Annotated in this window: 7 protein-coding genes; 4 read left to right on the plus strand and 3 right to left on the minus strand. The window is 65.1% G+C overall.

Annotation, left to right across the window (positions count from 1 at the left end; all coding sequences use genetic code 11):
- Positions 1-4: 4 nt before the first annotated feature.
- Entirely contained in the window at positions 5-1,243 is a 1,239-nt protein-coding gene (locus VF34_RS25715) for an MFS transporter (RefSeq protein WP_269431376.1), read from the plus strand.
- Positions 1,244-1,324: 81 nt separating this feature from the next.
- Complete coding sequence (locus VF34_RS15230) at positions 1,325-2,200, plus strand: helix-turn-helix transcriptional regulator (RefSeq protein WP_045841619.1); 876 nt, start codon at positions 1,325-1,327, stop codon at positions 2,198-2,200.
- Here the strand turns inward: VF34_RS15230 and VF34_RS15235 are convergent.
- The 3 genes from VF34_RS15235 to VF34_RS15245 all read right to left on the minus strand — a co-directional run bounded on the left by VF34_RS15235 (position 2,146) and on the right by VF34_RS15245 (position 5,103).
- On the minus strand, positions 2,146-2,691 hold the full coding sequence (locus VF34_RS15235) for an MmyB family transcriptional regulator (RefSeq protein ID WP_045841620.1): 546 nt from the start codon (positions 2,689-2,691) through the stop codon (positions 2,146-2,148). The two genes, VF34_RS15230 and VF34_RS15235, sit on opposite strands and share 55 nt — an antisense overlap.
- A 109-nt stretch (positions 2,692-2,800) precedes the next feature.
- Positions 2,801-3,814, minus strand: coding sequence for a GlxA family transcriptional regulator (locus tag VF34_RS15240; RefSeq protein WP_255182268.1), 1,014 nt, complete (start codon positions 3,812-3,814; stop codon positions 2,801-2,803).
- The gene (locus tag VF34_RS15245; protein ID WP_045841621.1) at positions 3,811-5,103 is read right to left on the minus strand and encodes a helix-turn-helix domain-containing protein; all 1,293 of its coding nucleotides are present in this window, start codon (positions 5,101-5,103) and stop codon (positions 3,811-3,813) included. Before VF34_RS15245 ends, VF34_RS15240 begins: the two co-directional genes overlap by 4 nt.
- A 133-nt stretch (positions 5,104-5,236) precedes the next feature.
- On the opposite strand from VF34_RS15245, the gene VF34_RS15250 reads away from it, so the two are divergent.
- Both VF34_RS15250 and VF34_RS15255 read left to right on the plus strand, forming a co-directional pair.
- Positions 5,237-5,497, plus strand: coding sequence for a DUF3263 domain-containing protein (locus tag VF34_RS15250; RefSeq protein WP_230074136.1), 261 nt, complete (start codon positions 5,237-5,239; stop codon positions 5,495-5,497).
- 37 nt (positions 5,498-5,534) lie between these two features.
- The coding region (locus tag VF34_RS15255; RefSeq protein WP_045841622.1) for an alcohol dehydrogenase catalytic domain-containing protein at positions 5,535-6,000 on the plus strand (466 nt) is incomplete at its 3' end.

Consider the following 6,000-nt stretch of genomic DNA (forward strand, 5'->3'; position numbering starts at 1 on the left):
CAGCGTGACCCGATCGGACGAAAAGTCGTCGCCCCGCATGTCGTCGCCCCGCATGTCGGTGTCGAGTGCGACGGCATTCGTCGGAGTTGCCTTCGCGTTCGTGGTGGCGATGATGGGCACCACCATGCCGACGCCGCTCTATGCGCTCTACGAGGTCGAGTTCCACTTCTCCGTCTTCGTCGTCACCCTCGTGTTCGCGGCGTATGCCGTCGGTGTACTCGCAGCTCTGTTGGCGTTCGGCCGCTGGTCCGACTCGTTGGGACGACGCCCGATGCTGTTGGCGGCCATAGCATTCGGATTGATCAGTGCCGTGGTGTTCGTCACCGCCGGCTCGCTGACGGCCCTGGTGATCGGCCGCGTGTTGTCGGGAATCTCGGCCGGCATCTTCGTCGGTACCGCGACGGTGACGTTGATCGAGTTGGTACCCGACCGATGGCGTGACCGTGCATCGGCGATCGCTACCGCAGCGAACATCGGGGGCCTCGGCCTCGGACCGTTGGTGGCCGGAGTGCTCGCGGAGTATCTACCGCAACCGTTGCGTCTGACGTTCGTCGTCGACATGGTTCTGCTGGCTGCGGCAGCAGTGGCGGTGTTCCTCGCACCGGAGACGGTGCGGGTGGACGGCGGAGCACGCCCGCACATGCAGCGGCTGTCCGTTCCACCGGAGGTGCGCGGCACCTTCGTGCGCGCCTCGATCGGAGGTTTCGCCGGCTTCGCCGTACTGGGTCTGTTCACTGCCGTCTCGCCGGGATTCATCGGCGGTGTGTTGGGAGTCGACAATCACGCCGTCACCGGGGTGGTGGTGTTCACGGTCTTCGCTGCGTCGGCGACGGCCCAGATTGCTTTGCGCGCAGCCGATCCCGCGTCGGCGCAGCGGTGGGGATGCGCGCTGCTGCTGCTCGGTCTGGTGTTCCTGGCCGCGTCGCTGCTGCTTACCTCGTTGGCCGTTCTGGTGGTAGCGGCGCTGCTCTGCGGCGTCGGTCAGGGCATGACATTCGCCAACGGCATGTCCACGATCGGTGCCGAGCTTCCTCCGCACCGTCGGGCAGAGGTCACCTCGACCTTCTTCGTCGTGTTGTACATCGCCATCTCGGTACCGGTGATCGGGGCCGGAGCCGTGGCGACCGGATGGGGCCTGGTGACGGCGGGAGTGGTGTTCGCCGTCGTGATTGCGGTGCTCGCGGCGGTGGCGTTCGTGCTGTTGACCATCGATCTGCGCAAGTCTCGGGCTGCCGTGTCCTGAAACGGTCGACAGTGGGCCGGATTCGCACTCGATTCGGGACGGCGGGTAGGAGATGATGGTTGTCGACAGGAGGTCCTGACGATGGCCGAACGCTCGTTGCTTGCGGACTTCCTTCGGGTGCGCCGGGAATCGCTGCAACCCGAGCAGGTGGGTCTGGTGCGCGACGGCAACCGCCGAGTGCGCGGCCTGCGACGAGAAGAGATCGCCCGGCTCGCCGATATCAGCGCCGACTACTACCTGAGGCTCGAGCAGGGGCGCAATCATCAACCCTCCGAGCAGGTTCTGGCTGCGCTGAGTCGGGCTCTGCGTTTGGACGAGGACGAGCGGGCGTACTTCCACCGGGTGGCGCGCGCGCAGTCCGGCCCGGCCGTGGTCGAGGCGCTTCCGCCGCGAGTGACCGAGGCGTCGGCCCGGGTGTTGGAGCAGTGGGTCCACACGCCGGCGTACATCACCGACCGCCATCACGATCTGCTTGCGCTCAACGGTCCGGCTGCGCTGATGACGCCGGGCCTGAAAGTGGGTACCAACCTGATGCTCGATGTGTTCGCGCACGAGCACAGTGCCGCCTCGCCGGAGGACTGGGCCGTCACGGCGCAGCGAATGGTGTCGGCGCTGCGATTCCACGCGGCACCGGGTCACCCGCGACTGACGGAGTTGGTGGGCAGATTGTCGGTGGAGAGCCGCGCTTTTCGCAGGATGTGGGCCAAGCACGACGTACGGCCGTTGTCGTCGAGCATCTCCGTCGTCCCGGTGGAGCCGTTCGGTCTGGTCGAATTCCGTTCGCAGACATTGGAGATCGTCGGCGAGGGTGGGCAATTCATCACCACCTACTTCGCCGATCCCGGTAGTCGGTCGGCATCGGCGATCCGGCATCTGGTTGCCGGAGTCCCCGGCCGCGACACTCAGTTCGTTGTGCCTCGGTCCGATTCGGACGATCGGACCGCGTCGGCCAGTTGACGTAGAGCTGCCCTCGACTGTGCTGTTCGGGGCCGCAGCACCATCAGTACGTGGTCCTCGGCGGCAGGCATCAAAAGGTAGTCGAGCATCAACGGACCGACGACGGCATGTTCGATCGTCACGGTTCCGGTTTTTCTCGCGCTGGTCTCACCGGCCCACTTCTGCGCGAATGCCGAACTACGGGTGGACAGTTCGCCGACGATGCGGCGAAAGGAGTCGTCTGGCTCGTGCCGATCCAACGACTCACGAAGCATGGCGACCACCTGATCCGCCGACGATTCCCACCCGGCAGGCGGGTCGGCGGCGGGATCGTCTCGATCGCCGCAGAGCGAACCGGCGTCGACGAATGTGAACACGGCCAGATTGACCCCCTCGGCGAAGCTCGGCGACACCGCACGAGCGAGCATCGTGGACGATTCGACGGTCAGATGCCGATCCAGCAGTACCGCAGGCGAATACGCCCAGGACTCGAGCGCCTCCACGTTGTGCATGATTCGACCATAGATCCAGGCGGTTGCCGGTCCGGTAACCCTGCCAGGGCCACCTTAGACCGGCGGTGTTCGATCCTCCCGAGGTGAACGAAAGCGTTGGGGCCGAGTATCACTGGGCTGGATCGGTCGTGCGGAACTTTCTCTGGTAGTCCGACGGTGTCACCCCGAACTTGGTGACGAACGCACGCCGAAAAGCAGCGGGCGTGCCGAATCCTGCGTCGGCAGCGGCCCGGGCCACGGAATAGCCGGACTCGAGTGCGGCTACCGCGATATCGAGACGCATCGCGGTCACGTAATCGAGAGGCGTCGTGCCCAGTTCCTCGCGCACGATGCGATTGAGATGCCGCACACTGACATTGGCGTGTGCCGCGAGAGCGCTCAGGTTCGCGGGTCGTGTCGGGTCGGCATGGATGTAGTCGGTGATAGCGCGAGAGACCTGGGTCCGCGGCGGCGGACCTTTCAGCGACACCGAATACTGAGACTGGCCGCCGGAGCGCTGCATGTACACCAGCAGTAGTTGCGCGACCGTTCTGGCTATCGGGGCACCGTGATCACTTTCGACCAACGCCAACGCCAGATCGATTCCGGCAGCGACCCCGGCCGAGGTGTAGATGTCGCCGTCGCGAACGAAGATCGAATCCGGTTGGACACGCGTGTCGGGAAAGCGTTCCGCCAGAGCCGACGTGAACTTCCAGTGAGTGGTCGCACTCCGGCCGTCGAGCAGACCGGATCCCGCCAGCGCGAACGCCCCACTGCAGATCGACGCCACCCGTCGCGCTCGGGGCGCGAGCAGCGCCACCGCGTCGAGCAACGCCGGGTCCTCGAAGACGGCCGGAGCCGATTCGCTACCGGGAACGATGAGGGTGTCGAAGTCGCCGCTGTCGGCGACGGCGGCGTTCACCGACACCGTCATTCCCATCGAGGTCACCACGTCACCGCCGTCGATCGAGAGGAAGACGATGTCGTAGCCGTCGACTCGCTGGTTCGCTTCGAGGAAGACCTCGGCCGGGCCGACGAAGTCGAGCATCTTGACCTGGTCGAAGAGCAGAATGCCGATGCGCCGACGCTGGGTCGGACCACGCCGAGACGGGTCGTCGTTCACCCGAGTGGTCGAACGCGTCACGATGCTCGGATTCCGGCCTTCATGCCCACGGCACCCGCTTCACCGCGGGTCTTGACCTCGAGTTTCTTCAGAATGCTTGCGACGTGGAATTTCACCGTGCTCTCGCCGATGTTGAGGCTCACGGCAATGTCCTTGTTGCGCTTGCCGTATGCGAGGTAGCCGAGAACTTCTCTCTCGCGACGGTTGAGGCCGGCGAGAAGTTGTTCGTCGGCTCGTGCGGGAGGCGGGTCGAGAGGAATCGCGATGCTCACACGTGATCCCCACCCAGCGGTGGATTCGAACGAGATCGATCCCCGGAGGGTGTGCACGCGTCCGGAGAGCTGTTGGGTCAGAGTCTCTGTGTCGCAGACGTGCAGGCCGTCGTTGCGGACTTCGAGCAGCAGGTTGGTTCCGTCGCAATTCCACGCGATACGTACCCGTCGAACATCCGGCTGAGCCACGTAGGCGAGTACGACGGTCCGAACCACGGCTCGCGCCGCGCGTGCGATCTCGCCGGGGACCGGTCTTCCGTCGACTGGGGGAGCGACATATTCGACGTCGATCGAGGACTGGTCCAACACCGTGGCGAGCTCCCCTTGCAGCCTGGCGAAGGCGGTGGTCACTGCTTCCTGCCCCAGCTCACGGTTGGCTTCTTCGATGGAGCGAAGCTCGATCAGTGCCGCCGACGCGGTATCGCTGGCGGTTGCGCGTGCTCGCGCGTCATCGAGGTCCTTCGAGCGCAGCGTGGACAGCACGGACGTGAGGGTATCGACGTGGGCGTCGACCATCTCCGAGATCACCCGAGCACGCTCGCTCGAGGCCGCCAGGGATTCGGCGAGATACGCAGGACTCGCCTGGACCACCTGATGGCGTATGGAGGTGGCTACGATTCCGAAGGCAACGCCGACGTCGGAGTCCGGGTCGAACTGCGGCGCAGCCGATTTGGGCACCAGGACCAGCAGGGTGTCGGTCGTGTCGTCGAGTTGCGTCGCGAGACGTCGCTGTGCACCGGCCAGGCGCCCCGGGCCGTCCAGAGCTCGGCGCCCACTCTGCTGCACCGACTGCTTGAGGTCGTCGAGCTCCTTGATCGTCACGCGGCTCGTCATCGACTCGTCGCCACCGACTTTTCTCGGACGGCCGGTGCATTCCCTGGTGAAAATGATCATCGCCGAGTGCGGATACCGCTGCGACGACCACCACGAAAAACGAGCAGCTATCTCGACCAGCGGACCGGTCAGGACCTCCCGAAGCGCGGCGAGCGAGTCGGTCGGTTCGGACCTGGCGGGGGTCGACGGGGCAGAGCTGCTCACGTGCGCATCCTAGTACTCGGAGCGGCGTCGTGTGATGTCCGTTCGGCCAGTGATTGCTAGCCGTTGTGCGTGGTTCTTTTCTCGCGGTAGGACGACAACCTGGACATCGGATTCATCGACGAAGGGAACACCGTTGAGGACGACCACCGAAACCCTCGCGTCGACTCTCGGCTGCCCGGAAACGAAGCGCATGATCGACTTCGCGACCCGGTGGATGCCCTACGGCGGCGGGCCGGCCGAGGACATTCTGGTCGGGTTCGGAATCAGCCCGACCGAATACTTCACCAGGCTCGCCGCAGTGCTTCGCGAACCCGACACAGAATCGACCCTCGACCGCGACACGATGTCCGCGTTGCTCGAGGTGTGCCGCCGCAGGCTCTGGCTCGGCGAGTGAATCGTCCTCCGTACATCACCTGACCTCAGGAGTGCTTGTGTCACAAACCGTTCATGCCGTCGTCGCCAAGGCGAAGGGTGAGCCCGTCTCGATCGAGACGATCACCATTCCCGATCCCGGCCCGAACGATGTCGTGGTCACCATCGCCGCGTGCGGGGTGTGTCATACCGATCTGCATTACCGCGAGGGCGGCATCAACGACGAGTTCCCGTTCCTGCTCGGCCACGAAGCCGCAGGCACCGTCGAAACCATCGGCGATGCCGTGACTCATGTCGAGGTCGGTGATTTCGTGGTGTTGAACTGGCGTGCGGTGTGCGGGGAATGCCGAGCCTGCAAGAAAGGCACCCCCTGGTACTGCTTCGACACCCACAATGCCTCGCAGAAGATGACTCTCGCCGACGGCACCGAACTCTCCCCGGCGTTGGGGATCGGGGCGTTCGCCGACAAGACCCTCGTCCACGAAGGCCAGTGCACCAAGGTCGACCCGGACTCCGATCCGGCGG

The organism is Rhodococcus sp. PML026 (assembly GCF_000963615.1).
In the GTDB taxonomy this organism is placed as follows: Bacteria; Actinomycetota; Actinomycetes; order Mycobacteriales; family Mycobacteriaceae; genus Rhodococcoides; species Rhodococcoides fascians.

What these genes read in the sequence shown, in the direction of transcription:
- VF34_RS15230 (WP_045841619.1), top strand. Translation starts at nt 1,325, where the DNA reads ATGGCCGAACGCTCGTTGCTTGCGGACTTCCTTCGGGTGCGCCGGGAA.
- VF34_RS15235 (WP_045841620.1), bottom strand. Translation starts at nt 2,691, where the DNA reads ATGCACAACGTGGAGGCGCTCGAGTCCTGGGCGTATTCGCCTGCGGTA.